The 24,477-nt window shown below is 71.6% G+C and carries 25 protein-coding genes; 14 read left to right on the top strand and 11 right to left on the bottom strand.

Annotation, left to right across the window (positions count from 1 at the left end; translation table 11 throughout):
* Positions 1-30: 30 nt before the first annotated feature.
* From SVTN_RS08845 to SVTN_RS08830, 4 genes are all read right to left on the bottom strand, one after another.
* Positions 31-831, bottom strand: a complete 801-nt coding sequence (locus SVTN_RS08845; protein ID WP_041128577.1) for an SURF1 family cytochrome oxidase biogenesis protein — start codon at positions 829-831, stop codon at positions 31-33.
* 82 nt (positions 832-913) lie between these two features.
* Positions 914-1,147, bottom strand: a complete 234-nt coding sequence (locus SVTN_RS08840) for a hypothetical protein (protein ID WP_041128576.1) — start codon at positions 1,145-1,147, stop codon at positions 914-916.
* A gap of 63 nt (positions 1,148-1,210) precedes the next feature.
* Positions 1,211-2,185 (bottom strand): DEDDh family exonuclease, encoded by a 975-nt coding sequence (locus SVTN_RS08835; RefSeq protein WP_041128575.1) that lies wholly within the window; start codon positions 2,183-2,185, stop codon positions 1,211-1,213.
* 48 nt (positions 2,186-2,233) lie between these two features.
* Positions 2,234-2,872 (bottom strand): TetR/AcrR family transcriptional regulator, encoded by a 639-nt coding sequence (locus SVTN_RS08830; RefSeq protein ID WP_041128574.1) that lies wholly within the window; start codon positions 2,870-2,872, stop codon positions 2,234-2,236.
* 96 nt (positions 2,873-2,968) lie between these two features.
* On the opposite strand from SVTN_RS08830, the gene SVTN_RS08825 reads away from it, so the two are divergent.
* The 8 genes from SVTN_RS08825 (at position 2,969) to SVTN_RS08790 (ending at position 10,604) form a co-directional block, all read left to right on the top strand.
* On the top strand, positions 2,969-3,766 hold the full coding sequence (locus SVTN_RS08825) for an acetoacetate decarboxylase family protein (RefSeq protein WP_041128573.1): 798 nt from the start codon (positions 2,969-2,971) through the stop codon (positions 3,764-3,766).
* Positions 3,766-4,650 (top strand): SDR family NAD(P)-dependent oxidoreductase, encoded by an 885-nt coding sequence (locus SVTN_RS08820; RefSeq protein ID WP_041128572.1) that lies wholly within the window; start codon positions 3,766-3,768, stop codon positions 4,648-4,650. The genes SVTN_RS08825 and SVTN_RS08820 overlap by 1 nt, the downstream gene beginning before the upstream one ends.
* A gap of 11 nt (positions 4,651-4,661) precedes the next feature.
* Positions 4,662-5,954, top strand: a complete 1,293-nt coding sequence (locus tag SVTN_RS08815) for an amidohydrolase family protein (protein WP_041128571.1) — start codon at positions 4,662-4,664, stop codon at positions 5,952-5,954.
* Positions 5,951-7,177: an amidohydrolase family protein gene (locus tag SVTN_RS08810; protein WP_041128570.1), complete on the top strand. Its 1,227-nt coding sequence runs from the start codon at positions 5,951-5,953 to the stop codon at positions 7,175-7,177. The genes SVTN_RS08815 and SVTN_RS08810 overlap by 4 nt, the downstream gene beginning before the upstream one ends.
* 24 nt (positions 7,178-7,201) lie before the next feature.
* On the top strand, positions 7,202-7,927 hold the full coding sequence (locus SVTN_RS08805) for a VIT1/CCC1 transporter family protein (protein ID WP_041128569.1): 726 nt from the start codon (positions 7,202-7,204) through the stop codon (positions 7,925-7,927).
* Positions 7,928-8,031: 104 nt separating this feature from the next.
* Entirely contained in the window at positions 8,032-8,913 is an 882-nt protein-coding gene (locus SVTN_RS08800; RefSeq protein WP_041128568.1) for a sterol desaturase family protein, read from the top strand.
* Positions 8,910-9,542, top strand: coding sequence for a lysoplasmalogenase (locus tag SVTN_RS08795; RefSeq protein WP_041128567.1), 633 nt, complete (start codon positions 8,910-8,912; stop codon positions 9,540-9,542). The genes SVTN_RS08800 and SVTN_RS08795 overlap by 4 nt, the downstream gene beginning before the upstream one ends.
* Positions 9,543-9,560: 18 nt before the next feature.
* Positions 9,561-10,604, top strand: coding sequence for a zinc-dependent alcohol dehydrogenase family protein (locus tag SVTN_RS08790; protein ID WP_041128566.1), 1,044 nt, complete (start codon positions 9,561-9,563; stop codon positions 10,602-10,604).
* A gap of 166 nt (positions 10,605-10,770) precedes the next feature.
* On the opposite strand, the gene SVTN_RS08785 is transcribed toward SVTN_RS08790, so the two are convergent.
* The gene (locus SVTN_RS08785; RefSeq protein ID WP_052499638.1) at positions 10,771-12,078 is read right to left on the bottom strand and encodes a CoA transferase; all 1,308 of its coding nucleotides are present in this window, start codon (positions 12,076-12,078) and stop codon (positions 10,771-10,773) included.
* Between the two features lie 95 nt (positions 12,079-12,173).
* Positions 12,174-13,712 (bottom strand): S8 family peptidase, encoded by a 1,539-nt coding sequence (locus SVTN_RS08780; RefSeq protein WP_041128564.1) that lies wholly within the window; start codon positions 13,710-13,712, stop codon positions 12,174-12,176.
* 273 nt (positions 13,713-13,985) lie between these two features.
* Here SVTN_RS08780 and SVTN_RS08775 point away from each other — a divergent pair, with 273 nt between their 5' ends.
* From SVTN_RS08775 to moaA, 3 genes are all read left to right on the top strand, one after another.
* Entirely contained in the window at positions 13,986-14,360 is a 375-nt protein-coding gene (locus SVTN_RS08775) for a DUF485 domain-containing protein (RefSeq protein ID WP_041128563.1), read from the top strand.
* Complete coding sequence (locus tag SVTN_RS08770; protein WP_041128562.1) at positions 14,357-15,982, top strand: solute symporter family protein; 1,626 nt, start codon at positions 14,357-14,359, stop codon at positions 15,980-15,982. Before SVTN_RS08775 ends, SVTN_RS08770 begins: the two co-directional genes overlap by 4 nt.
* Positions 15,983-16,134: 152 nt before the next feature.
* The gene (gene moaA / locus SVTN_RS08765; protein WP_041128561.1) at positions 16,135-17,124 is read left to right on the top strand and encodes a GTP 3',8-cyclase MoaA; all 990 of its coding nucleotides are present in this window, start codon (positions 16,135-16,137) and stop codon (positions 17,122-17,124) included.
* Positions 17,125-17,149: 25 nt separating this feature from the next.
* Here the strand turns inward: moaA and SVTN_RS08760 are convergent, their stop codons facing one another.
* Together SVTN_RS08760 and SVTN_RS08755 are read right to left on the bottom strand one after the other, a co-directional pair.
* Positions 17,150-17,368 carry a hypothetical protein gene (locus SVTN_RS08760; protein WP_052499028.1) on the bottom strand — a complete coding sequence of 73 codons (219 nt, stop codon included), beginning with the start codon at positions 17,366-17,368 and terminating at the stop codon, positions 17,150-17,152.
* Positions 17,369-17,502: 134 nt separating this feature from the next.
* Positions 17,503-17,829: a DUF3099 domain-containing protein gene (locus SVTN_RS08755; protein WP_041128559.1), complete on the bottom strand. Its 327-nt coding sequence runs from the start codon at positions 17,827-17,829 to the stop codon at positions 17,503-17,505.
* Between the two features lie 169 nt (positions 17,830-17,998).
* Between SVTN_RS08755 and SVTN_RS08750 the strand changes: the two genes are divergently transcribed.
* Complete coding sequence (locus SVTN_RS08750; RefSeq protein WP_041128558.1) at positions 17,999-18,274, top strand: GlsB/YeaQ/YmgE family stress response membrane protein; 276 nt, start codon at positions 17,999-18,001, stop codon at positions 18,272-18,274.
* Positions 18,275-18,334: 60 nt separating this feature from the next.
* Here SVTN_RS08750 and tyrS read toward each other — a convergent pair whose 3' ends face one another.
* From tyrS to SVTN_RS08735, 3 genes are read right to left on the bottom strand one after another with little or no spacing between them, the layout of a single operon-like run.
* On the bottom strand, positions 18,335-19,603 hold the full coding sequence (gene tyrS / locus SVTN_RS08745) for a tyrosine--tRNA ligase (protein WP_041128557.1): 1,269 nt from the start codon (positions 19,601-19,603) through the stop codon (positions 18,335-18,337).
* A 58-nt stretch (positions 19,604-19,661) separates the two neighbouring features.
* Positions 19,662-21,053, bottom strand: coding sequence for a metallopeptidase TldD-related protein (locus SVTN_RS08740; RefSeq protein WP_041128556.1), 1,392 nt, complete (start codon positions 21,051-21,053; stop codon positions 19,662-19,664).
* A complete protein-coding gene (locus SVTN_RS08735; protein ID WP_041128555.1) occupies positions 21,050-22,573 on the bottom strand; it encodes a TldD/PmbA family protein in 1,524 nt (507 codons plus the stop codon). The genes SVTN_RS08740 and SVTN_RS08735 overlap by 4 nt, the downstream gene beginning before the upstream one ends.
* A gap of 266 nt (positions 22,574-22,839) precedes the next feature.
* On the opposite strand from SVTN_RS08735, the gene fabG reads away from it, so the two are divergent.
* Both fabG and fabI read left to right on the top strand, forming a co-directional pair.
* Positions 22,840-23,559: a 3-oxoacyl-[acyl-carrier-protein] reductase gene (gene fabG, locus SVTN_RS08730; protein ID WP_030691676.1), complete on the top strand. Its 720-nt coding sequence runs from the start codon at positions 22,840-22,842 to the stop codon at positions 23,557-23,559.
* A gap of 5 nt (positions 23,560-23,564) precedes the next feature.
* A complete protein-coding gene (fabI, locus tag SVTN_RS08725; RefSeq protein WP_041128554.1) occupies positions 23,565-24,341 on the top strand; it encodes an enoyl-ACP reductase FabI in 777 nt (258 codons plus the stop codon).
* The last annotated feature ends 136 nt before the right edge of the window (positions 24,342-24,477 follow it).

Raw genomic sequence — 24,477 nt, 5'->3', positions numbered from 1 at the left:
GGCGACGGTCAATCAGCGGGACGGAGTGGCCTACGCCTCGGCGGTCGCGGGTGCCGGGGACGCGGGGACGTCGGAGGCGGTGGTCTGGGCCGCCCGGTCGCGCTTCTCCCGGCGCACCAGGATCACCCAGCCGACGGGCACCCCGGCGGCGAAGAGCCACCACTGCACCGCGTACGCCATGTGCGGGCCGATCGAGTCGTGGTCCGGCTCGGGGATCAGCTCGGGGGTGCCGCCGGCCGGCTCGGGCGCGGTCTGCTCCAGGTAGCCGCCGAGCACCTCGCGGCCGATGAGCTCGGCCTGCTGCCGGCTGCTGATGAGCATGACCTGGCGGTCCGGCAGGCCCTTGAGGTCCTTGATGCCGCTGGCGCCCGTCGTCTCGTCCGCCTGGAGCCGGCCGGTGACCGTCACCTCGCCCTTGGGGGCGGGCGGCACCTGCGGGAAGGAGTGCTGGTCGGCGGCGGCCGGGATCCAGCCGCGGTTGACCAGGACGACCTTGCCGTCGCGCAGGACCAGCGGGGTCAGGATGTGCACGCCCACCTGGTCGTCGGAGGAGGTGCGGCGGCGGACGACCACCTCGTGGGCGGTGTCGAAGGTGCCGGTGGCGGTGACCTGGCGCCAGTAGTCGGCGCGCGGGACGGTGTGACCGGGGGAGGTGAGCTCCTCGACCGGGAGCGGCTTCGCCTTGAGGTTGTCCGCGATCAGGGCGTTCTGGGCGACCCGGTGTTCGTGCCGGTGGAACTGCCAGAAGCCCAGCTCGATCATCGTCGGGACGAGGACGAGGGCGACGAGGGTGAGGATCACCCACTGCCGGGACAACAGGAAGCGGTACACCCCATGACCGTACCTTTCGGTTCACGGGGTGCACGCACGGGGGGTTCGGGTGGTTCGCGGCCACCCGCCCAGGATCGTTTCCTCACACCCTGTCGACGATGCCCACCTTTCCCTCGGCGCGGGCGCAGTGGCCGCCGCAGTACCAGCTGCCCTCGACCTCGACGCCCTGTCCGATGATCTGGACCCGGCAGTGTTCGCAGATGGGCGCCATGCGGTGGATGGCGCAGGCGAAGCAGTCGAAGACATGAATCGCGCCCTGTGCATGAACCTCGAAGGACATGCCGTAATCGTTTCCGCAGACCTCACAACGTGCCATGCGCCACAGGGTGGAGCGCCCGGCGGGCGCGCGCAGCTCGGCACGCCCGCAGGGCCGGGGGTGTCACCCGTCTGCCGGGCTCACGTCCCGCAGCAGCTGGGTGTAGGCGGCCTCGTCGACGACCGGGGTGCCGAAGGACCTGGCCTTGAGGGTCTTGGAGGTGGCGGCGTCCGGGTCGTTGGTGACGAGGAGGCTGGTCAGCCGGGAGACGCTGGTGGCGACGTGGAGGCCGGCCTCGACGGTGCGGTCCTCCAGGAGCTCGCGGTCGACGGACGTGTCGCCGGAGAAGGCCACCCGCATGCCCTGCTTGAGCGGTTTGTCCGACTCGTAGCGTCCGGGGTTGGGGTACGGGCACGGCGGGCGCTTCCGCGAGGGGCGCCAGCTGCCCGCCCGGTAGGAGGACTGCCCGCCGGTCCGCGGCTGCGCGGGCGCCGAGGCCCACTCGGTCAGCGGCCGGCACTCCAGGAGCGGCAGCCGTACGTTCCGCTCGGCCGCCGCGTGCAGGCTGGGCCGGAAGGCCTCGGCGAGCACCCGCGCGTCGTCGAGCGCGTTGTGCGCGCGCTGCTGCACGACGCCGAAGTGCGCGGCGAGCGACTCCAGCTTGTGGTTGGGCAGCGGCAGCGACAGCTCCTTGGCGAGCGCGATCGTGCACAGCCGCTGGCGCACCGGCGCGGCGGACTCCGCGCGCGCGTACTCCCGGGCGATCATCTGCCAGTCGAACATCGCGTTGTGCGCGACGAGCACCCGGCCGTCGAGGCGCGCCGCGAATTCCGCCGCGATCTCCGGGAAGAGCGGCGCGCCCTCCAGGACGTCGCTGGTCAGGCCGTGGATCCAGACCGGACCGGGGTCGCGCTCGGGGTTGACGAGCGTGTACCAGTGGTCCTCGACGTTCCCCTGGGCGTCCAGCCGGTAGACGGCAGCGGAGACTATCCGGTCGTCGCGGGCGAGTCCGGTGGTCTCCACGTCGACCACCGCGTACCCCTGCGGGTAGGCGGCCGGCCACATCGCTGCTGTCGTACGGTCGTCAAGCACGGTCATTGAGAATACGGCCCGCGACCGACAGTCCCGTCCCTGGTGTCTTCGATCTCACTCCGGGATCCCACTCCGGGCGCCGGCGAGCAGGCCCTCCACCAGGGCCCGTACGGAGTCGGCGAAGAGCCGCTCGGTGTCGATCGGCGCGGCCAGGGCGCGCGCGAGGGGCCCGTCGGCCTCGGCGTCCTCCCCGCGCCACAGCTCCTCCTCGGCGGGGGACTGGGCCGGGGCCCGCTCCCGGTTGCGCTCCACCAGGACGTAGCCGACGACCTGGAACTGCACGGCGCGGACGGCCCGCGCGGCCTGCGCCCCGCGCAGCCCCGCCGCGTGCGCCTCGTGGACCAGGGCCCGCTGGGCCGGCAGGAACATGCGTTCCGTGAGACCCCGCTCGTGGACCATCGCCACCAGGTGCGGGCGCTCGCGCAGGGCGCGGCGCAGCGCGCGGGCCACCGAGACGATCCGCTCGGCCGGGGTCGCGCCCCGGGGGCGGATCGTGCCGAGGTCGGCGACCGTGCGGGCGACGAGGGCGTCGAGGAGCGACTCGCGGTTGCCGACGTGCCAGTAGATCGAGGTGACCGCGGTGCCGAGCTCGGCGGCGAGCCGGCGCATCGTGAGCGCGTCCGGGCCGTGCTCCCTCACCAGGGCGGCCGCGGTGTCCAGGACCTCGTCGCGGGTCAGCGCGGAGCGTGCCATCGAATCCCCCAACTCCTCTGCGTGCAGACCTCTTTACCCTTCGTCGGCAGCCGTGTAACTGTGTTACAGGCCGACGATCCCGAAGGGTGGTACGTCATGGCACGAGTACGGTACGGGGCGCGCAGCGACGCGGAGGCGGCGGCGGCCCGCGAACGGTCCGCCAAGCTCCCCGACATCTGGTCCACCGGTGTGGTCGCCGTCTGGGAGACCGACCCGGACGTCGTGGCGGCGGTCCTGCCGCCCCCGCTGAAGCCCACCGCGCGCCCCCTCGTGCGCGCCAACATCAGCAAGGTCGACCTGCCCGGCTATCCGCTCGGCGCCGGCTCGGTGGCCGTGGCCGCCGCCCACGGCGACCGCGAGGGCTGGTACCCGCTGGTCATGCCGATGACCCACGAGCGGGCCCTGATCGGCGGGCGCGAGGTCTTCGGCGAGCCGAAGAAGCTGGGCGAGGTCACCGTAGAGCGCGACGGGCTCGTGGTGCGCGCCGCCCTCGCCCGGCACGGCATCGCCTTCGTGGAGGTGCGCGGCGCGGTCTCCGAGACCCTGCCGCCGCCGGAGCCCGTCGAGAAGACGGACTTCTACTTCAAGTTCCTGCCGGGCGTGGAGGGCACCGGCTTCGACGCCGACCCCGTCCTCGTCCACTGCGTGCGCAACGAGAAGGTGCGCAAGCTGGAGCGGATCACCGGCGACGTGGTCCTGCGCGAGTCCATGTACGACCCGGTCGCCGACCTCCCCGTCCGTCGGCTCGTCGAGATCACGATCGGCGAGAAGACCACCGACCAGAAGGGCACGGTCGCCGAGCGCGTCTCCGCCCGGGACCTGCTGCCCTTCGTGCACCAGCGGTACGACGACCCGCTCCAGATCCTCGACGGACCCCCGGAAGGAAGCGTCTGATGGAGCTGCGTGAGGGACAGGTCGCCGTCGTCACGGGCGCGGCGAGCGGCATCGGCCTCGCGATGGCCCGCCGCTTCGCCGCCGAGGGCCTCGCCGTCGTCCTCGGGGACGTCGAGCGCGGCGCCCTCGAACAGGCCGCCGAGGAGCTGATGGCGGGCGGGGCGCAGGTCCTCGCCCGGACGGTCGACGTCTCCGACCCCGACGAGGTACGGGCGTTCGCGGACGCCGCGTACGACACCTTCGGCGCCGTCCACGTCCTCTGCAACAACGCGGGCGTCGGCTCCGGCGCCGAGGGCCGCATGTGGGAGCACGAGCCCAACGACTGGAAGTGGGCCTTCTCCGTCAACGTCTGGGGCGTCTTCCACGGCATCCAGGCCTTCGTCCCGCGCATGCTCGCGGGCGGCGAACCCGGCCACGTCGTGAACACCTCCTCGGGCGACGGCGGCATCGCCCCGCTGCCCACCGCCTCCGTGTACGCGGTCACCAAGGCGGCCGTCGTCACCATGACCGAGTCGCTGTACGCGCACCTGAAGGCCGAGCACGCGCGCGTGGGCGCCTCCGTCCTCTTCCCGGGCCCGCACATGCTCCGCACCGGCCTCTGGGAGTCGCACCGCAACCGGCCCGAGCGGTACGCCAAGCAGCGGCCGCGGAAGACCCCGTACCGCAGCCTCGACCAGTACGAGGCCGCGATGAAGGAGGCCGGCCACGAGGTGACCTTCACGCCGGTCGAGGAGGTCGCCGAGCACGTCGTCGACGGCATCCGCGCCGACCGCTTCTGGATGCTGCCGGAGAGCGAGCACAGCGACCGCCAGATCAAGGCGCGCTCGCGGTCCATGCTCGACCGCGCCAACCCGTCGTACCTGGAGAACTTCATCCTCGACTGAGGGGCTTCGCCATGAGCAACGAGCGCCATGAGGACCCGTATCTGATCATCTCCTCCGACTGTCACGCCGGGCTGCCCACCGAGGAGTACCGGCCCTATCTCGACCCCCGCTTCCACCGGGACTTCGACGACTTCCTCGCCGGGCGCGAGGCCCGCCGGGCGGCCATGACCCGGCTCGGGGTGCGCAACGAGGCCTTCGCGAACAAGTGGTTCAGCGACAACGAGGAAGGCCTGCGCGGCGGCTGGGACCCCGCGCAGCGGATCAAGGAGCTCGACGGCGACGGGGTGGCCGCCGAGGTCGTCTTCCCCGACGCGGACGCCGTCGACAGCCAGACCGCCGCGCCCTTCGGCGTCGGCCTCGGGCTCTCCGGCGACCAGGACCCGGAGCTCGGCATGGCGGGCGCGAAGGCGCACAACCGCTGGCTCGCCGAGTTCGTCTCCGCCAACCCGGCCCGGCACTGCGGGGTCGCCCTCCTGCCCGTCACCGCCGACGTCCGCGAGGTCGTCGCCGAGATCCACCGGGCCAAGGAGTCCGGGCTCGGCGCGCTCATGATCCCCTCCATGTGGGTGGACAAGGCCCCCTACCACGACCGGCGTTACGACCCGGTGTGGGCGGCGGCCGCCGAGACCGGCATGCCGGTCGTCACCCACTCCGGGGCGGCGCCGCGCGAGGAGTACGGCGACCACCTCGGGATCTACGTCTCCGAGGTCACCTGGTGGCCGGCCAGGCCGCTGTGGTTCCTGCTCTGGTCGGGCGTCTTCGAGCGCCACCCGGGCCTGCGGTTCGGGGTCGCCGAGTCCGGCTGCTGGTGGCTGCCGAACCTGCTCTGGTTCATGGACCGGCTCTACCTGGGCGCGCACGGCGGCAAGAAGCTGTCCCCGTTCGCGGAGCTGAAGCGGCCGCCGAGCGAGTACCTGGACCGGCAGGTCTTCGTCTGCGCCACCAACACCAAGCGGCGCGAGCTCGCGCAGCGGTACGAGATCGGCGTCGACAACATCCTGTGGGGCTCGGACTTCCCGCACCCGGAGGGGACCTGGCCCGACACGCGCGCGTGGCTGCGGAAGACGTTCCACGACATCCCGGTCGAGGAGACCCGGCGGATGCTCGGTCTCGCCGCCGCCGAGGTCTTCGGATTCGATGTCCAAATATTGGATCCGATAGCCCGTCGCATCGGCCCCACCCCCGCCGACCTCGGCCAGCCCGCCGACCAGGCCGCCGTCGAGGCCTCCTGGGCCCGCTCGCGCGAGGTGGGCCGCCACTGGCTCACCGACCACGACTTCCCGGTCCTGGGGGTGAACCCGTGACCGACCGCTACACGGTCGTCTCCGCCGACTGCCACGCGGGCGCCGACCTCCTCGACTACAAGCCGTACCTGGAGAAGAAGCACCACGACGACTTCGACGCCTGGGCGGCCACCTACGTCAACCCGTACGAGGACCTCCTCGCCGACACCGCCGACCGCAACTGGAACTCGCAGCGCCGGTTGCGCGAGCTGGAGGCGGACGGCATCGTCGCCGAGGTCGTCTTCCCCAACACCATCCCGCCGTTCTTCCCCAAGGCCTCCCTGATGGCCCAGCCGCCCACCCGCGCCGAGTACGAGCGGCGCTGGGCCGGGCTCCAGGCGCACAACCGCTGGCTGGCCGACTTCTGCGCGGACGCCCCGGGACGCAGGGCGGGCGTGGCGCAGATCCTGCTCAACGACGTGGACGCGGCGGTCGCGGAGATCCGCCGCGCCCGCGAGGCCGGACTCACCGGGGGCATCCTGCTGCCCGGTGTCCCGCCGGGCTCGCCCGTGCCCGAGCTGTACTCGGAGGCGTACGACCCGATCTGGGCCGTCTGCGCCGAGCTCGACGTGCCGGTCAACCACCACGGCGGCTCCGCGTCGCCGCCGCTGGGCGACGAACCGGCCGCCCGGGCGGTGTTCATGGTGGAGACCACCTGGTTCTCCCACCGGGCCCTGTGGCACCTGATCTTCGGCGGCGCGTTCCGGCGCCACCCGGGGCTCAAACTGGTCCTGACCGAGCAGGGTTCGGGCTGGATCCCCGGCGTCCTCCAGATGCTGGACTACTACCACGACCGCCTGGTCGCGGCCTCGACGAAGGCCTCGACCGCGGAGTCGAAGTTCGGCGCGGGTCTGGCGGAGTCCATGGGCAAGGGCCCCGGAGAGGTCTGGCGGGACAACTGCTTCGTCGGCGCGAGCTTCATGCGCCCCCACGAGGTGCCGCTGCGCGACCGGATCGGCCTCGACAAGATCATGTGGGGCAGCGACTACCCGCACGACGAGGGCACCACCCCGTACTCCCGCGAAGGCCTCCGCATCGCCTACGCGGGACTCCCGAGGGAGGAGGTCGCCGCCATGGTCGGCGGGAACGCGGCCCGCGTCTACGGCTTCGACCTCGCCCTCCTCGACGGCCTCGCCGCCGTCCACGGCCCGTCCGTCGAGGAGATCGGCCGGCCCCTGGAGAAGGTCCCCGAGGGGGCGACGAGCCCGGCGTTCGCCCCGGGCGGGTCGGTCCGCGTCTGGTGAGGCGCCGGGTGCGACCCTCCTGACGTGACGTCACCCCCCGTACCGGACAAAGCGCACGACGAGGCCCACGGCGGTGGCCTCGGCTCCCGTCTCAACTGGCTCCGGGCGGCCGTGCTCGGAGCCAACGACGGCGTCGTCTCCACCGCCGGCCTCGTCGTCGGCGTCGCCGGCGCCACCGAGGACCGGGCCGCCCTGCTCACGGCCGGCCTCTCGGGGCTGCTCGCCGGCTCGATGTCGATGGCGGCGGGGGAGTACGTCTCGGTGTCCAGCCAGCGCGACTCCGAGAAGGCCGCGCTCGCCCAGGAGAAGCGCGAACTGCGCGAACAGCCGGAGGCCGAACTCGCCGAACTCACCGCCCTGCTCGCCGCCCGCGGCCTCTCCCCGGAGGTGGCCCGCGAGGCCGCCGAACAGCTCACCGCCCGCGACGCGCTCCGCGCCCACGCGCGCGTGGAGCTCGGCATCGACCCCGACGCCCTCACCAACCCCTGGCACGCCGCCGGCGCCAGCTTCCTCGCCTTCACCGTCGGCGCCCTCCTCCCGCTCCTCGCGATCGTCCTCCCGCCGGCCTCCGCCCGTCTCTGGGTCACGGTCCTCTCCGTCCTCGCGGCCCTCACCCTCACCGGCTGGTGGAGCGCCCGCCTCGGCGCCGCCCCCACGGGCCCGGCGATCCTCCGCAACGCGGCGGGCGGCGCCCTCGCTATGGCCGTCACCTACGGCGCGGGCTCCCTGCTGGGAGCGGCGGGGGTCTGACGGGGCCTTGTCGGGAAGTTCCAAAGCTTGCTGACAGATGGTCTTACTTACTTGTAAGTAATGACGTCTAGCCGAGCCCGGCTCCCACCCCTACCGTCGACGGCATGCCGCCCAACCTGCCCGATGTCGTGCTCTGGTCCATACCGGCGTTCGCCCTGCTCACCGTCCTGGAGATGGTCAGCCACCGCGTCCACCCCGACGAGGACGCCGCCGGGTACGAGGCCAAGGACGCCGCCACCAGCATCGGCATGGGCCTGGGGAGCCTCTTCTTCGACGCGCTGTGGAAGATCCCCGTGGTCGCGATCTACACCGCCGTCTACGAGCTGACCCCGCTCCGCGTCCCCGTCCTGTGGTGGACGATCCCGCTCATGCTGCTCGCGCAGGACTTCCTCTACTACTGGCAGCACCGCGGACACCACGTCATCCGCATCCTCTGGGCCTGCCACGTCGTCCACCACAGCAGCCGGAAGTTCAACCTCTCCACCGCCCTGCGCCAGCCGTGGACCGGCGTCACGGGCTGGCCGTTCTACCTGCCGATGATCGCCCTCGGCGTCCACCCGGCGGCCGTCGCCTTCTGCTACTCGGTCAACCTCGTCTACCAGTTCTGGATCCACACCGAGCGCATCGACAGGCTGCCCCGCCCCTTCGAGTACGTCCTCAACACCCCCTCGCACCACCGCGTCCACCACGCCTCCCAGGGCGGCTACCTGGACCGGAACTTCGGCGGCATCCTGATCGTCTGGGACCGGATGTCCGGCTCCTGGGTCGGCGAGACCGAGCGGCCCGTCTACGGGCTCACCAAGAACATCGAGACCTACAACCCGCTCCGCGTCGCCACCCACGAGTACGCCGCCATCGCCCGCGACCTGCGCGCCGCGCACGGCTGGCGCGAGCGCGCCGGGCGGGTCTTCCGAGGGCCCGGCTGGCAGCCGGAGGCCCGTACCACCGCACCCCACGACCAGACCGCCCCGGAGCCCGCCGCGTGACCACCCCCTCCCGAACCCTGTTCGGTGCCTTCCTCCTCGCCGCGGTCGTCGACCTCGCCTCCCTGCTCGCCGGCGCCGACCTCGGCCACCAGATAGCCAAACCGCTCCTGATGCCCCTGCTCGCCGCGTACGCCGTCACCCGCGGCGCCCCCAAACTGCTCACCGCCGCGCTCCTCCTCGGCTGGGGCGGCGACGTCTTCCTGCTCTCCGACGCCGACTGGGCCTTCCTCGTCGGCATGGGCTCCTTCGCCGCCGGACACGTCTGCTACCTGGTCCTCTTCGGACGGAGGCGTACGTCCCCGGCGCTCGGCGCCCTGTACGCGGCCGCGCTCCTCACCACCGTCGTGCTCCTCTGGCCCGACCTCCCCGCCGGCCTGCGGATCCCCGTCGCCGGGTACTCCCTGCTGCTCACCGCGATGGCCTACCGCTCCAGCGCCCTGGGGCCCCTGGCCGGCCTGGGCGGAGCCCTGTTCCTCCTCTCGGACACCCTCATCGCCACCGGGGTCGCCGAATGGCCCCAGCTGCCGGCGCCCGACTTCTGGGTCATGCTGACCTACATCGCGGCGCAGTACCTGCTGACGGCGGGAACGCTCCGCGCGATGTACGGTGAACGTCGTACAACCGTCTGACAGCAAGGACCGCCCCTCATGCGCGCCACCACCATCCACGCCCCGTTCGACATGCGCGTGGAGGACGTGCCCGACCCGGTGATCCAGGAGTCCACGGACGTCGTCCTGCGGGTCCTGCGCGCCTGCATCTGCGGCAGCGACCTGTGGGCCTACCGCGGCGAGTCCGCCCGGCAGCCCGGCCAGCGCATCGGCCACGAGTTCCTCGGCATCGTCGAGGCGGCCGGCTCCGACGTCACCGGCTTCGCCGCCGGCGACCTCGTCGTCGCCCCCTTCGTCTGGTCCGACGGCACCTGCGAGTACTGCGCCGAGGGCCTCCAGACCTCCTGCCCGCGCGGCGGCTTCTGGGGCTCGGTCGGCTCCGACGGCGGCCAGGGCGAGGCCGTCCGCGTCCCGTACGCCGACGGCACCCTGGTGAAGCTCCCCGCCGAGGCGGCCGGGGACGACCGTCTCCTCACCGCCCTGCTCGCCCTCTCCGACGTCCTGGGCACGGGCCACCACGCGGCCCTCGGCGCGGGCGTCACCAAGGGCTCCACGGTCGCCGTCGTCGGCGACGGGGCGGTCGGCCTCTGCGGCGTCCTGGCCGCCAGGCGGCTCGGCGCCGAGCGGATCATCGCGCTCGGCCGGCACACCGCCCGTACGGACATCGCCCGCTCCTTCGGCGCCACCGACGTCGTCGCCGAGCGCGGCGAGGCCGCCGAGGCCGCGGTCCGCGAGCTCACGGGCGGGCAGGGCGCGCACGCCGTCATCGAGGCGGTCGGCACCGAGCAGTCGATGCGCACGGCGGTCGGCATCACCCGTGACGGCGGCTCCATCGGCTACGTCGGCGTCCCGCACGGCAGCGGCACGGGCCTCGACCTGTCGGTCATGTTCGACCGCAACATCGCGCTGCGCGGCGGCGTCGCCCCGGTCCGCGCCTACATCCCGGAACTCCTCCCGGACGTCCTCTCCGGCGCGATCGACCCGTCCCCGGTCTTCGACCTGACGGTCGACCTGTCCGGCGTCCCCGCCGGTTACAAGGCCATGGACGACCGCACGGCCCTGAAGGTCCTGGTCAAGCCGTAACACGTGCCGACAGCGGGCCTTGGCCCGCCGTCAACTGTGTGGGCAATCGTTCCGCAGGGCGAGGGGGGTCCCCCTGCTCGAGCGAAGCCGAGAGCTTGGGGGAGGGTGGGCACACCCCCGTTGCCGGGCGCCCGTCCCGGTCCCGTTCCGCCCCTACGGCCCTTCGTCAGGACCCGGCCCCGAGCCACTCCGCCGCATCCGCCCCCGCGAGGCCCGGCGCCCGGGTCCAGCCCGAAGGCCCGCCCTCGTACGACACCGGCGACAGCGCGTGCCGCAGCCGGCCCAGGGGGCTGTCCGTCTCGACGAGGTACCGCTCCGGCTCGTACCGCGGCAGCGAGTGCGTCAGCCAGTGCCCCGTCTGCGCGAGGGCGAGGCGCACGAGCCGGCTGCCGCCGTCGCGCCGCTGCTCGGTCAAGGAGCGGAGCACCGCCGCCGCGAGCAGATACCCCGTCCCGTGGTCCAGCGCCTGCGCCGGCAGCGCCCCCGGCTCCGCCGCCGAGCCCTCCACCACCGCGATCCCCGTCGCCACCTGGACCAGGGAGTCGAAGCCGCGCCGCCCGCTCCACGGCCCGTAGTCGCCCCAGGCGGAGAGCCGCGCGGTCACCAGACCCGGCCGCTCCAGGTCGAACCGGTCGAGCGCGCCCGGCCGGTAGCCGGTGACCAGCACGTCGGCGGAGTCGAGGAGTTCCTCGAAGGTCCGCCGGTCCGACGGCCGGTCCAGGTCCAGCGCGGCGGTCCGCTTGCCGGCGCTCGTGTCCGCGTGCAGGTCCGGCAGTTCGGGGTTGCCCGGCGGGTCGATCCGCAGCACGTCCGCGCCGAGCAGCGCGAGCGTCCGGGTCGCGACGGGGCCGGCGAGCACCCGGGTCAGGTCCAGGACACGCAGCGGCCCCGAACGGGAACGCCGCGGCGCCGCCTCGTCGAGACGCTCCCGGGTCAGCAGCGGCCGCGCCGCGACCTCCCGGCCCTGCTCGCCCGCCGCCCACTCCTCGGGCGTCCGCAGGGCGACGGCCAGGCCCCCGGCCGCGTACACCGCCGTCTCGACCTCGACGGCCTTCCGCTCGGCGACGGCCGCGGCGACGGCCTCGACGGAGTCCGGGACGCCCAGGCCCGTCAGCAGAGCCGCCTTGTGGTGCGGGTAGTTGGCGTGCGTACGGACCCATCCGTCGGCCGCCCGCCAGAACCGCGACAGCGGCGCGAAGTTCACCGGCTCCCGCCCGTCGACCCGCAGATGACGCTCGCTCACGAAGGCGGTGGCGACGGCCCCGTCGTCCACCCGCACCGGCCCCGGCAGCCCCGCGTGCTCCACGGCGGCGAGCGAGCAGGCCGCGACCGTCGCGCGCGCCAGGTCCATCACCGGCAGCCGCGCGGGCAGCAGCCCGGAGACCCCGCCGTACTCCACGCGGTCGACGAGGGCGGGATCGCCGCCGAGGGCCGACCACAACAACTCCGTACCCGTACGCACTGTGTTGTCCATGATCACAGTGTGGCACTCAGTGCCACGAGTGCCACGCGAAAGGGCCCTGGTGTGGCACACCACACCAGGGCCCTCCGACCGTGCCGTACCGCTTATTACTTCACGGCGGCCAGCGCGTCGATGATGCCGGCTCCGTAGAAGCCGTTCTTCTTGTCCGCGCCGTCCTGGCAGACCGCGTCGACGACACCGTCACCGTTGATGTCGTACGGGTTGGTGCATGCGTGCTCGTCGGCCTGCGCGTACAGCAGCGCCTTCAGCGCCGCCGGGCTGGCGTGCGGGTGCGTCGACTTCAGCAGCGCGAGCACACCGGCGGTGTGCGGCGAGGCCATCGACGTACCGGCCTTGTAGTTGTAGCCGCCGTCGACCGTGGTCGACAGGATGCGGCCGTTGACCGCCGGGGCGTCCGGGGTCTGGTACTCGGTGCGGTCGCCACCGGGGGCGGCGACGTCGATGACGCCCATGCCGTAGTTGGAGTAGGACGCCTTCAGGCCCTTGGCGCCGGTCGCGGAGACCGTCACGACGCCCGGCAGCATGGCCGGGTAGTCGAAGCACTGCGACGGGTCGACGTCACGGGTGACCGCCGTGGTGTCGTTCGGGCTGCTGGTGTCGGTGATCTTGTCGGCCGCCAGGTCGAACTTGGAGTTGCCGGCCGCGGCGACGTTGACCGTGCCCTTCTTCTCCGCGTAGCGGGTCGCCCGGGTGACCGCCTCGATGAGGGCCTTCTGGTCCTCGTCGTTCTTGCAGGCGAACATCCACGGGTCGGTGTAGTAGCTGTTGTTCGTGATGTCGACGCCGTGCTCGGCCGCCCACACGAAGCCGCAGACCACGGCCTCGGTGTAGAAGAAGCCGTCCGGGGTGGACACCTTGATGCCGGCGAGCTTCACGCCCGGCGCGACACCGGTGACGCCGATGCCGTTCTTGGCGGCGCCGATGGTGCCGGCGACGTGCGTGCCGTGGTCGCTCTCGCCCTTGTTCGGACGCCACGAGCCGGCGGTGGTGTTCGCCACGCCGGTCACGCAGTTGGCGGACTTGGAGGCGTCGAAGTTCGGCGCCAGGTCCGGGTGGGTGTCGTCGACACCCGTGTCGATGATGCCGACGGTGACCTTGCTGCTGCCGAGCGTCTTCTCGTGCGCCTTGTCGGCCTTGATCGCCGGGAGGTCCCACTGCAGGGGCTCCAGCGGGTCCTGACCGTCCGTGGCGGCGGCCGCGGCCGCCTTCGCCTCGGCGGCGGACAGCGCCTGCGCGCCCTCGTCGACGGAGTCGTCGGACTGGACGGAGAGCGGGGCGGTGCGGGTCGCGCCGGCCGACAGGACGCCACGCGCCTGACGGATCGTCTTCGCGAACTCGGGGTTCTGCGAGTGGACGACTATCACGCCTATCTGGTCGTACGAGATGACCACCTCGCCGCCCGCGGCGGCGATCGACTTCCGCACGGAGTCGGCGGTCCAGCGGCCGCCCTCGACGTTGACGACGTACGAGAGCTTCGGGCCGCTGAAAGAGGCCACGGTGGCCGGAGCGTCGCTCAGTTCCGCGGCGGAGGCGGCGCCGGGGGCCAGGAAGCCGAGCGAGGCCGTGAGCGCGAGACCTACCGGCAGAGCGAGAGCTCGGCCGCGCCTCGATCCCAGATGAGCCATGGGTTCTCCACATCATCCGTATGTACTGTCCGCGCGCGGGTTTACGCGCCGACAGGTGCATGACGAGTGAAGCTATCGCTGATCTTCCCGAACCTTCAATGAGTTGAGAAGACTTCATGAAGATCTGTTCAAGGAAATCCCCCGGTTGAACCGCTTCGCTTCCCGCTCCGTGCCGTTGGGCAGGGGAGGAGCTCCGCTCGGAGCCCCGCTTCCCGCACCCCTGGTGAGGCCCCCTTGACCACGCCGTCCGCCCCCGCGTCACGAGGAGATTCCGTGGCTACCGAAGCACCGCCGCCGCCCAGAAACGGCACGGAGACCGACCACGGTCCCGCGTCGCCCACCACGGAGCAGTTCATCGAGGTGCAGGAGGGCGAGGAGTTCGGCGAACTGCGCCGTACCTACCGCTCCTTCGCCTTCCCCCTCACCCTGGCCTTCATCGCCTGGTACCTGCTGTACGTGCTGCTCTCCAACTACGCGGGCGGCTTCATGGGCACCAAGCTCTTCGGCAACATCAACGTGGCCCTCGTCCTCGGCCTCGGCCAGTTCCTCACCACGTTCCTCATCGCCTGGCTCTACTCGCGGCACGCGGCGAACCGGCTCGACCCCAAGGCCGAGGCCATCAGAACCCGTATGGAGGGCGACGCATGAGCACCCCCGTCCTGCTCGCGGCCGGCAACGCCACCACCGAGCACCGGCCCCTGATCATCGCCCTGTTCGGCGCCTTCGTCGTCGCCACCCTCGTCATCACCGTCTGGGCCGGCCGCCAGACCCGCAGCGCCGCCGACTTCTACGCCGGCGGACGCCAGTTCACCGGCTTCCAGAACGGCCTCGCGATCTCCGGCGACTACATGTCCGCCGCGTCCTTCCTCGGCATCGCCGGAGCCATCGCCCTCTTCGGCTACGACGGCTTCCTGTACTCGATCGGCTTCCTCGTCGCCTGGCTCGTCGCCCTGCTCCTGGTCGCCGAACCGCTGCGCAACTCCGGCCGGTTCACCATGGGCGACGTCCTCGCCTACCGGATGCGCCAGCGGCCCGTCCGCACCGCCGCCGGCACCTCGACGATCGTCGTCTCCATCTTCTACCTGCTCGCCCAGATGGCGGGCGCGGGCGTCCTCGTCTCGCTGCTGCTCGGCATCACCAGCGACGGCGGCAAGGTCGGGATCGTCGCCCTGGTCGGCCTCCTGATGATCGTGTACGTGACGATCGGCGGCATGAAGGGCACCACCTGGGTGCAGATGGTCAAGGCGGTCCTGCTCATCGCGGGCACGCTCCTGATCACCTTCCTCATCCTCCTCAAGTTCCACTTCAACGTCTCGGAGCTGCTCGGCGCGGCCGCCACCAACAGCGGCAAGGGCGACGCATTCCTGGAGCCCGGCCTCAAGTACGGCGCCACCGCCACCTCCAAGCTCGACTTCCTCTCGCTCGGCATCGCGCTCGTCCTCGGCACCGCCGGCCTGCCCCACATCCTGATCCGCTTCTACACGGTGCCGACCGCCAAGGCCGCCCGTAAGTCCGTCAACTGGGCCATCGGCATCATCGGCGCCTTCTACCTGATGACGATCGTCCTCGGCTTCGGCGCCGCCGCCCTCCTCAAGAACGGCGACATCGTCGCCTCCAACAAGGCCGGCAACACGGCCGCCCCGCTCGCGGCCCTGGAGATCGGCGGCGGACCCGACTCCACCGGCGGCGCGATCCTCCTCGCCGTCATCTCCGCCGTCGCCTTCGCGACCATCCTCGCCGTCGTCGCCGGCCTGACCCTGGCCTCCTCCTCGTCCTTCGCCCACGACATCTACGCCAACGTCATCCGGCGCGGGAAGGCCACCGAGCAGGAGGAGGTGAAGGCCGCCCGCTGGGCGACCGTCTTCATCGGCATCGTCTCCATCGCGCTCGGCGCCCTCGCCCGCGACCTCAACGTCGCCGGCCTGGTCGCCCTCGCCTTCGCGGTCGCCGCCTCGGCCAACCTGCCGACGATCCTCTACTCGCTCTTCTGGAAGCGGTTCACCACCCAGGGCGCGCTGTGGTCGATCTACGGCGGTCTGGTCTCCGCCGTCGTCCTCGTGCTCTTCTCGCCGGTCGTCTCCGGCAAGCCCACGTCGATGTTCAAGACCGTGGACTTCTACTGGTTCCCGCTGGAGAACCCCGGCATCGTCTCCATCCCGCTCGGCTTCCTGCTCGGCTGGCTCGGCTCGGTCCTCTCCAAGGAGAGGCCGGACGAGGGCAAGTACGCGGAGCTGGAGGTCAAGTCCCTCACCGGCGTCGGAGCGCACTGAGCCGTATACGTTCCGCATCCGCCCGACGGCCGCGTCGTAGAGTTCTACGACGCGGCCGCGTCGGTCCTCGTGACAATCTGCCCTGCTCGTTGTCCGTGCGCTCACGTAGGCTCGACAGCACACGCATCCGGACAACGGGGAGGGGGCCCACAGTGCTCATCGACACCTACGGCCGTGTGGCCACTGACCTGCGCGTCTCGCTCACGGACCGGTGCAATCTGCGCTGTACGTACTGCATGCCGGAGGAGGGCCTCCAGTGGCTCGCCAAGCCGGACCTGCTCACCGACGACGAGATCGTCCGCCTGATCCGCATCGCGGTCACCGACCTCGGCGTCACCGAGGTCCGCTTCACCGGCGGCGAGCCGCTGCTCCGCCCCGGCCTCGTCGGGATCGTCGAGCGCTGCGCCGCCCTGGAGCCCCGCCCCCGGATGTCCCTCACCACCAACGGCATCGGACTCAAGCGCACCGCCGCCGCCCTCAAGTCGGCAGGCCTGGACCGGGTCAACGTCTCCCTGGACACCCTGCGCCCCGAGGTCTTCAAGACCCTCACCCGGCGCGACCGCCACCGGGACGTCCTCGACGGCATGGCCGCCGCCCGCGAGGCCGGCCTCACCCCGGTCAAGGTCAACGCCGTCCTGATGCCCGGGCTCAACGCCGACGAGGCCCCCGACCTCCTCGCCTGGGCGATGGAGGAGGGGTACGAGCTCCGCTTCATCGAGCAGATGCCCCTGGACGCCCAGCACGGCTGGAAGCGCGACGGCATGATCACCGCCGGGGACATCCTGGAGTCCCTGCGCACCCGCTTCACCCTCACGCCCGAGGGATCCGAGGAGCGCGGCTCGGCCCCCGCCGAGCGCTGGGTCGTCGACGGCGGACCGCACACGGTCGGCGTCATCGCCTCCGTCACCCGCCCGTTCTGCCGGGCCTGCGACCGCACCCGGCTCACCGCCGACGGACAGGTGCGCACCTGCCTCTTCGCCACCGAGGAGACGGACCTGCGGGCCGCGCTGCGCTCGGACGCCCCGGACGAGACGGTCGCGGAGCTCTGGAAGAAGGCCATGTGGGGCAAGAAGGCCGGCTCCGGCCTCGACGACCCGAGCTTCCTCCAGCCCGAGCGCCCGATGTCGGCGATCGGCGGCTGAGGTCTGGCTGAGGTCTGGCTGAGATCTAGGGGGTCTCCTCGGACTCCCACTCGGCCAGCGGGACGACGTCCTTCAGGAAGCCCCGTACGCCCAGGAACTGGGAGAGGTGCTCGCGGTGCTCCTCGCACGCGAGCCAGGTCTTGCGCCGCTCGGGCGTGTGCAGCTTGGGGTTGTTCCACGCGAGGACCCAGACGGCGTCGGCGCGGCACCCCTTGGCGGAACAGATCGGCTTCTCTTCGCTCACCTGATCATTGTCCAGCAACAGCGATGCCGGGCAGCCACGGGGGGAGCTGCCCGGCATCGGTCCGTCGCTCCGACGGGGGATGCGGAGCGCGTAGGCAGTATGTCACGGCGCCTGGGGTGCGGTGCACCGGATCGTCATGATTGATCTGAGGTTTTCTTGAGGTTCGGGGGGTCGAGCGCGGGACGCACCGGAGTGGGGACGAAGGTGGAGGGAAGGGACGGAGCCCTCTCGCGTCCCGCGTTGGCGATCACCACCGCGATGTAGGGGAGCAGGAGCCCCAGGCCCAGCGCCACGAAGGCCACGTGCCGCTCGACGTTCCACAGCACCGTCGCGGCGATCACGGAGAGCGTCCGCACCGTCATCGAGATGACGTAGCGCCGCTGCCGCCCCCGCACGTCGTCGGCGAGCCCCTGCCGGGCCCCCGTGATCCGGAAGACCTCGGTCCCGCCATGCTTCAGCATCGCCGTTCACCGCCCACAGGTCGTGCCGGACCCTCCCCGGTCCGGACCTGGTTCCACGGTACGCCCGCCCTCCGCGGCCCACGAGACCGGGGCACGTACGGTGCCGCCCGACATGCGCCGTATGGCCGATGGGCCGAGACTGGGCGCACACGCGCACTAGGAGGTGGCGATGGGTTGGTTGTGGGCGATCATCGTGGGATTCGTCCTCGGTCTGATCGCGAAGGCGATCCTGCCGGGGAAGCAGCAGATCCCGTTGTGGCTGACGACCGTGTTCGGCATTCTCGGCAGTGTGCTCGGCAACGCGGTGGCGGGCTGGATCGGAGTCGAGGACACCCGGGGCATCGACTGGACCCGGCATCTGCTCCAGTTGATCGGCGCCATCGCCGTGGTCGGCGTGGGCGACATGCTGTGGGTCTCGGTCAAGGGCGGCAGACGGCACGCCTGAGAGACGGGAGGAGGCCCGGTACGGCGCACCGCGCACGTACCGGGCCTCCCGCCATGATCCTTACTCGCCGGCGAACTCGATCGCCGCGAGGTTCTTCTTGCCGCGCCGCAGCACCAGCCAGCGGCCGTGCAGCAGCTCCTCCGCCGACACCACGGCGTCCTCGGCGGTCACCTTCACGTTGTTCACGTAGGCACCGCCCTCCTTCACCGTGCGCCGCGCCGCCGACTTGCTCGCGACGAGACCGACCTCGGCGAACAGGTCCACGACCTGGCCCAGCTCGGACACGCGCGCGTGCGGCAGCTCGGAGAGCGCGGCGGCGAGCGTCGGCTCGTCCAGCTCGGCCAGGTCGCCCTGCCCGAACAGCGCCTTGGAGGCGTTGATGACGGCCGCGCACTGCTCGGCGCCGTGCACCAGGGTGGTGAGCTCCTCGGCCAGGGCCCGCTGGGCGGCCCGCGCCTGCGGCCGCTCGGCGGTCTGCTCCTCCAGCTCCTCCAGCTCCTCGCGGGACTTGAAGGACAGGATCCGCATGTACGTCGAGATGTCCCGGTCGTCCACGTTCAGCCAGAACTGGTAGAACGCGTACGGCGTGGTCATCTCCGGGTCCAGCCAGACGGCCCCGCCCTCGGTCTTGCCGAACTTGGTGCCGTCCGCCTTGACCATCAGCGGGGTCGCGAGCGCGTGGACCTCGGCGCCCGGCTCCAGGCGGTGGATCAGGTCGAGGCCGGCCACCAGGTTGCCCCACTGGTCCGAGCCGCCCTGCTGGAGCGTGCAGCCGTAGCGGCGGTACAGCTCCAGGAAATCCATGCCCTGGAGCAGCTGGTAGCTGAACTCGGTGTAGCTGATGCCCTGCTCGGACTCCAGGCGCCGTGCCACGGAGTCCTTGGTCAGCATCTTGTTGACCCGGAAGTGCTTGCCGATGTCCCGCAGGAACTCGATCGCCGACATCCCGGCGGTCCAGTCCAGGTTGTTCACCATGACCGCCGCGTTCTCCCCCTCGAAGGAGAGGAACGGCTCGATCTGAGAGCGCAGCCGGTTCACCCAGTTCGCGACCGTCTCGGGGTCGTTCAGGGTGCGCTCGGCCGTCGGCCGCGGGTCACCGATCTGCCCGGTGGCCCCGCCTACCAGCGCCAGCGGCCGGTGCCCGGCCTGCTGGAGCCGGCGGACGGTGAGGACCTGGACCAGGTGGCCGACGTGAAGACTGGCCGCGGTCGGGTCGAAACCGCAATAGAACGTGACGGGACCGTCCGCGAGAGCCTTGCGCAGTGCGTCCTCATCGGTGGACTGGGCGAACAGCCCGCGCCACTTCAGCTCGTCGACGATGTCCGTCACGTCGTCCGTCTCCTCGTGATGCTCAGGGGAACAAGTTGTCGCGATCAGTCTATGGGGGTCAGACCCCCTTGCTGACCGAGCTCATGTTGAAGTCCGGCACCCGCAGGGCGGGCATCGCGGCCCGGGTGAACCAGTCGCTCCACTCGCGCGGCAGCGTCTTCTCCGTACGACCCGCCTCCGAGGCCCGCGACAGCAGGTCCACCGGCGACTCGTTGAACCGGAAGTTGTTCACCTCGCCGACCACCTCGCCGTTCTCGACGAGGTAGACGCCGTCCCGGGTCAGCCCGGTCAGCAGCAGCGTCGCCGGGTCGACCTCGCGGATGTACCAGAGGCAGGTCAGCAGCAGGCCACGCTCCGTCGCGGCCACCATCTCCTCGAGGGAGCGCTCGCCGCCGCCGTCCAGGATCAGGTTCCCCGCTCCCGGCGCCACGGGCAAACGAGTAAGCCCCGCCGTGTGCCGGGTGGTGATCAGGTGCGCCAGGGCGCCGGCCTTCACCCAGTCGACCGGCCCGATCGGCAGACCGTTGTCGAAGACGGAGGAGTCGTCGCCGGAGGAGTGCGCGATCACGAACGGCGAGGACTCGAGGCCCGGCTCGTTCGGGTCGCTGCGCAGCGTGAGCGGCAGCGGGGAGAGCGTCTCGCCGAGCCGGGTGCCGCCACCGGGCTTGGAGAAGACCGTCCGGCCCTCCACCGCGTCCCGGGCCGTCGAGGACCACAGCTGGTAGATCAGCAGGTCGGCCACGGCGGTCGGCGGCAGCAGCGTCTCGTACCGGCCGGCGGGCAGCTCGATCCTCCGCTCCGCCCAGCCGAGCCGGGTCGCGAGCTCCGCGTCGAGCGCGGCCGGGTCGACGTCCTTGAAGTCCCGGGTCGAGCGCCCGGCCCAGGCGGAGCGCGAACGGTCGGGGGACTTGGCGTTGAGCTCCAGGGTCCCGTTGGGCTGGTCGTGGCGGAGCCGCAGCCCCGTGGACGTGCCCAGGTAGGTGGAGGTCAGCTCGTGGTTGGCGAAGCCGTACAGCTCGCGGCCGCCCGCACGCGCGCGTGCGAAGGCCTCGCCGAGCGCCGGGGCGAAGTCGGTGAAGACGGCGGACGAGGTCTCCGCCGGGGCGTCCGTGAAGTCGGGCGAGGCGGGCACGCCCTCGACCAGCGGCTGCGCGTCCTCGGCGGGCCCGGCGGCACGGGCGGCGGCCTCGGCGGCCCGGACCAGGGGCTCCAGGTCGTCGACGGTCACGGCGGACCGCGAGACGACACCGGAGGCGGTGCCCTGGGCGCCGTCGACGGTCGCGATGACGGTGAGGGTGCGGCCCCGGGTCACGCCGTTCGTGGTGAGCGCGTTGCCCGCCCAGCGCAGATTCGCCGAGGACTCCTCGTCGGCGATGACGACACACCCGTCGGCGCGGGACAGCTCGAGGGCCCGCTCGACGATCTCGTACGGCTTGCTGACGCGGCTCATCGACCGGCCTCCTGCGTCGTGTTCAGGATGTTGACGCCCCGGAAGAGGGCGGACGGGCAGCCGTGCGAGACGGCGGCGACCTGGCCCGGCTGGGCCTTGCCGCAGTTGAAGGCGCCACCGAGCACGTACGTCTGCGGGCCGCCGACCTGCTCCATGGAGCCCCAGAAGTCGGTGGTCGTCGCCTGGTACGCCACGTCCCGCAGCTGCCCGGCGAGCCGGCCGTTCTCGATGCGGAAGAAGCGCTGACCGGTGAACTGGAAGTTGTAGCGCTGCATGTCGATCGACCAGGACCGGTCGCCGACCACGTAGATGCCCCGCTCCACGCCCCCGATCAGGTCCTCCGTCGACAGACCGCCCGGGTCCGGCTGGAGCGAGACGTTCGCCATCCGCTGCACCGGCACGTGCGCGGGGGAGTCCGCGAAGGCGCAGCCGTTCGACCGGCCGAGGCCCGTGAGCTTCGCGATCCGCCGGTCCAGCTGGTAGCCGACGAGCGTGCCGTCCTTCACCAGGTCCCAGCTCTGCGCCTCGACGCCCTCGTCGTCGAAGCCGACGGTGGCGAGACCGTGCTCGGCGGTCCGGTCACCCGTCACGTTCATGATCGAGGAGCCGTACGCCAGCTTGCCCAGCTGGTCGAAGGTGGCGAACGAGGTGCCCGCGTACGCCGCCTCGTAGCCCAGCGCCCGGTCCAGCTCGGTGGCGTGCCCGATGGACTCGTGGATCGTCAGCCACAGGTTCGACGGGTCCACGACCAGGTCGTACCGGCCCGCCTCCACGCTCGGCGCCCGCATCTTCTCGGCGAGCAGCCCCGGGATCTCGTCGAGCTCCTTGTCCCAGTCCCAGCCGGTCCCCGTCAGGTACTCCCAGCCACGCCCGACCGGCGGCGCGATCGTCCGCATCGAGTCGAACTCGCCGGTCGTCTCGTCCACGGCGACGGCCGTGAGCTGCGGGTGCAGCCGGACGCGCTGCTGGGTGGTCACGGTGCCGGCCGTGTCCGCGTAGAACTTGTTCTCGTGGACGGTGAGCAGCGAGGCGTCCACGTGCGCCACGCCCTCCGCCCCGAGCAGCCGCGCGCTCCAGTCGGCGAGCAGCGCGCTCTTCTCCTCGGCGGGGACGGAGAACGGATCGATCTCGTACGAGGAGACCCACGTCTTCTCGGCGTGCACCGGCTCCTCGGCCAGCTCCACGCGCTCGTCCGAGCCCGCCGCCGCGATCACCTTCGCCGACAGCTTGGCCATGGCGACCGCCTGCGAGGCGACCCGCGCGGCCCCGTCCATCGTCAGGTCGACGCCGGACGCGAAGCCCCAGGCCCCGCCGTGCACCACCCGCACCGCGTAGCCGAGGTCCGTGGTGTCCGAGGAACCGGACGGTTTGGCGTCGCGCAGCCGCCACGAGGCGCTGCGCACCCGCTCCAGGCGGAAGTCCGCGTGCTCGGCACCCAGCGCGCGCGCTCGGGCGAGCGCCGCGTCGGCGAGCGCCCGCAACGGCAGCGCGACGAACGAAGGGTCGATCTGATGGACCACGAGCGGCCTCGCTCTCGGCGATCGGAAGACAGCGGTCTGAAACTGCCCCGGAAGTCAATCACGGGACGGGCGGCCGAGTCGGCGCATTGGGGAGCACCCCGGGTGGAACCCTTCCCTCCGGGGAGGGGCGACCCGCCCCGTACCGGCCCCGAGCTGTAGGGATCCGACAGTGACGCCCGTACGCCACTGTGGGAGGTCGATTCCTCATGTCGGGGGCGATACCGATAGGTTTTCGGCTACCAGACCGCTATCGAAAGGGTGATCCGTTGAGCCGCTCGGTTCTCGTCACCGGAGGAAACCGGGGCATCGGCCTCGCCATCGCCCGCGCGTTCGCCGAGGCCGGCGACAAGGTCGCGATCACGTACCGCTCCGGCGAGCCCCCGGCCGCCCTGGTCGAGCTCGGCTGCCTTCCCGTCAAGTGCGACATCACCGACGCGGAGCAGGTGGAGACGGCCTACAAGGAGATCGAGGAGAAGCACGGTCCGGTGGAGGTCCTCGTGGCCAACGCCGGCGTGACGAAGGACCAGCTCCTCATGCGCATGACCGAGGAGGACTTCACGTCCGTCCTCGACACCAACCTCACCGGCACCTTCCGGGTCGTCAAGCGCGCCAACCGCGGGATGCTGCGCGCCAAGAAGGGCCGCGTCGTCCTGATCTCCTCGGTCGTCGGTCTGCTGGGCTCCGCGGGCCAGGCCAACTACGCCGCCTCCAAGGCCGGCCTGGTCGGTTTCGCCCGCTCCCTCGCGCGTGAGCTCGGCTCGCGCAACATCACCTTCAACGTCGTCGCCCCCGGCTTCGTCGACACCGACATGACCGCGGTGCTCACCGACGAGCAGCGCGCGGGCATCGTGTCGCAGGTGCCGCTGGGCCGTTACGCGCAGCCGGAGGAGATCGCCGCGGCGGTGAAGTTCCTCGCCTCCGACGACGCCTCGTACATCACTGGAGCCGTCATCCCGGTTGACGGCGGATTGGGCATGGGTCACTGATCACCATGAGCGGAATTCTCGAGGGCAAGCGCATCCTCATCACCGGTGTGCTGATGGAGTCCTCCATCGCCTTCCACGCCGCGAAGCTGGCCCAGGAGCAGGGTGCGGAGATCATCCTCACCGCCTGGCCCCGGCCGACGCTGACCGAGCGCATCGCCAAGAAGCTGCCCCACCCCGACAAGGTGAAGGTCCTGGAGCTCGACGTCTCCAACGACGAGCACCTCGCCCGCCTGGAGGGCCAGGTCCGCGAGCACCTGGGCGACCGCCTCGACGGCATCGTGCACTCCATCGGCTTCGCGCCGCAGGACGCGCTCGGCGGCAACTTCCTGAACACGCCGTTCGAGTCCGTGGCCACCGCCATGCACGTCTCCGCCTTCTCCCTGAAGTCGCTGACGATGGCGCTGCTGCCGCTGATGTCCGAGGGCGGTTCGGTCGTCGGCCTGACCTTCGACGCGCAGTTCGCCTGGCCGCAGTACGACTGGATGGGCCCGGCCAAGGCCGCCCTGGAGGCCACCAGCCGCTACATGGCGCGCGACCTCGGCAAGCAGAACATCCGCTGCAACCTGATCTCGGCGGGCCCGCTCGGCTCCATGGCCGCGAAGTCCATCCCGGGCTTCGGCGAGCTGGCCTCGGTCTGGGACACCCGCTCCCCGCTGGAGTGGGACCTCGCGGACCCGGAGCCGGCCGGCCGCGGCATCGTCGCGCTGCTCTCGGACTGGTTCCCGAAGACCACGGGCGAGATCATCCACGTCGACGGCGGTCTGCACGCCATCGGCGCGTAACCGCTCCCCACAGCAAGGCGAGGGCCGTGTGCCCGTCCTCCGGGACGGACACACGGCCCTCGCCGTTCCGCAACTCCTGCACGGGTCGAAAAGTAGCCCGAACGACCCCAGACTGGTGCAGAGCGTGATGTTCTGC

Origin of the sequence: Streptomyces vietnamensis, from assembly GCF_000830005.1 — a bacterium.
Taxonomy (GTDB): domain Bacteria; phylum Actinomycetota; class Actinomycetes; order Streptomycetales; family Streptomycetaceae; genus Streptomyces; species Streptomyces vietnamensis.
This window is presented reverse-complemented; position numbering and strand designations above follow the sequence as displayed.

Coding starts and splice junctions, on each gene's coding strand:
- SVTN_RS08840 (WP_041128576.1), bottom strand. CDS start 1,147: ATGGCACGTTGTGAGGTCTGCGGAAACGATTACGGCATGTCCTTCGAG.
- SVTN_RS08835 (WP_041128575.1), bottom strand. CDS start 2,185: ATGACCGTGCTTGACGACCGTACGACAGCAGCGATGTGGCCGGCCGCC.
- SVTN_RS08830 (WP_041128574.1), bottom strand. CDS start 2,872: ATGGCACGCTCCGCGCTGACCCGCGACGAGGTCCTGGACACCGCGGCC.
- SVTN_RS08825 (WP_041128573.1), top strand. CDS start 2,969: ATGGCACGAGTACGGTACGGGGCGCGCAGCGACGCGGAGGCGGCGGCG.
- SVTN_RS08820 (WP_041128572.1), top strand. CDS start 3,766: ATGGAGCTGCGTGAGGGACAGGTCGCCGTCGTCACGGGCGCGGCGAGC.
- SVTN_RS08815 (WP_041128571.1), top strand. CDS start 4,662: ATGAGCAACGAGCGCCATGAGGACCCGTATCTGATCATCTCCTCCGAC.
- SVTN_RS08800 (WP_041128568.1), top strand. CDS start 8,032: ATGCCGCCCAACCTGCCCGATGTCGTGCTCTGGTCCATACCGGCGTTC.
- SVTN_RS08790 (WP_041128566.1), top strand. CDS start 9,561: ATGCGCGCCACCACCATCCACGCCCCGTTCGACATGCGCGTGGAGGAC.
- SVTN_RS08785 (WP_052499638.1), bottom strand. CDS start 12,078: ATGGACAACACAGTGCGTACGGGTACGGAGTTGTTGTGGTCGGCCCTC.
- SVTN_RS08780 (WP_041128564.1), bottom strand. CDS start 13,712: ATGGCTCATCTGGGATCGAGGCGCGGCCGAGCTCTCGCTCTGCCGGTA.
- SVTN_RS08770 (WP_041128562.1), top strand. CDS start 14,357: ATGAGCACCCCCGTCCTGCTCGCGGCCGGCAACGCCACCACCGAGCAC.
- SVTN_RS08755 (WP_041128559.1), bottom strand. CDS start 17,829: ATGCTGAAGCATGGCGGGACCGAGGTCTTCCGGATCACGGGGGCCCGG.
- SVTN_RS08750 (WP_041128558.1), top strand. CDS start 17,999: ATGGGTTGGTTGTGGGCGATCATCGTGGGATTCGTCCTCGGTCTGATC.
- SVTN_RS08740 (WP_041128556.1), bottom strand. CDS start 21,053: ATGAGCCGCGTCAGCAAGCCGTACGAGATCGTCGAGCGGGCCCTCGAG.
- fabI (WP_041128554.1), top strand. CDS start 23,565: ATGAGCGGAATTCTCGAGGGCAAGCGCATCCTCATCACCGGTGTGCTG.